Origin of the sequence: Herbaspirillum sp. B65 (assembly GCF_000333555.1) — a bacterium.
GTDB classification, from domain to species: Bacteria; Pseudomonadota; Gammaproteobacteria; order Burkholderiales; family Burkholderiaceae_D; genus Herbaspirillum; species Herbaspirillum rubrisubalbicans.
In genome coordinates this window covers 1-923 of record NZ_BADI01000576.1, presented here as the reverse complement: position 1 = coordinate 923, position 923 = coordinate 1, and the positions used below count along the sequence as shown (strand labels likewise).

At 65.1% G+C, this 923-nt stretch carries 1 protein-coding gene and 1 pseudogene; one reads left to right on the top strand and one right to left on the bottom strand.

The features are described 5' to 3' along the window. A pseudogene (locus tag I5W_RS34435) lies at nt 1-156 on the bottom strand (tetracycline resistance MFS efflux pump); the annotation flags it as partial. Here I5W_RS34435 and I5W_RS32485 point away from each other — a divergent pair. Beyond that, nucleotides 156-890, top strand: coding sequence for a cache domain-containing protein (locus tag I5W_RS32485; protein ID WP_044529667.1), 735 nt, complete (start codon nt 156-158; stop codon nt 888-890). The pseudogene I5W_RS34435 and the gene I5W_RS32485 overlap by 1 nt on opposite strands. Nucleotides 891-923 lie beyond the last annotated feature (33 nt).

The window sequence follows — 923 nt, the reverse complement described above, 5'->3', positions numbered from 1 at the left end:
AATCATAATGGGGAAGGCCATCCAGCCTCGCGTCGCGAACGCCAGCAAGACGTAGCCCAGCGCGTCGGCCGCCATGCCGGCGATAATGGCCTGCTTCTCGCCGAAACGTTTGGTGGCGGGACCAGTGACGAAGGCTTGAGCGAGGGCGTGCAAGATTGTCCTTCGACCCCATCACGCAAGCCACCGACCTTGATGAGCGCCTCACGCGCATTGCCGCCTTTTCCATCGACCTGGTGGCCAATCCCCTGGTCTCGGCGGTCTACGTGGGCTATCCCAATGGCGACTTCCTGCTGGTGCGCTCGCTGCGCGGAGCCGAGCAGCGGGCGTTCTTCGTCGCCCCGCCCGAGGCCACCTTCCTGGTGCAGACCATCGTGCGCGATGCAGCCGGCCAGCAGCACGGCCAATACCGCTTCTACAACGCCGAGCTGAAACTGCTGGCCCTGCAAGAGCAACCCCAGTATCGCTTCGATCCACGCACCCGACCCTGGTATGCCCGTGCCGACCGCTCGCTCACGCCGGCGATCTCGGCGCCCTACGTGTTCTTCACCACGCGCCAGATCGGCATCAGCCTCTCGCAGCGCGCCCGCAACAGCGATGCCGTGGTGGCCCTCGACATGACCCTGGACGACCTGGCCACCAGCCTGGGCAATCTGCGCCTGACGCCGCATAGCGAACTGGCGCTGGTGGACGATGCCGACAAGGTGATCGCCTATAGCGACATGGGCCGAGTGCTGCAACAGGAGGGTGACAATTTCCGCTTCCGTGGCTTGCAGGATCTGGACGTGCCCAGCCTGTCGCTGCTGGCGCAACGAAAGCAGGCGGGCGATACACGCGCGCTCTACCCAGTCGAGGGGCGTGAATGGGCTGGTCTGTCGCTGCCCTTCACGTGATCGACGGCCACGCCCTTCAGCTGCTCATCACCG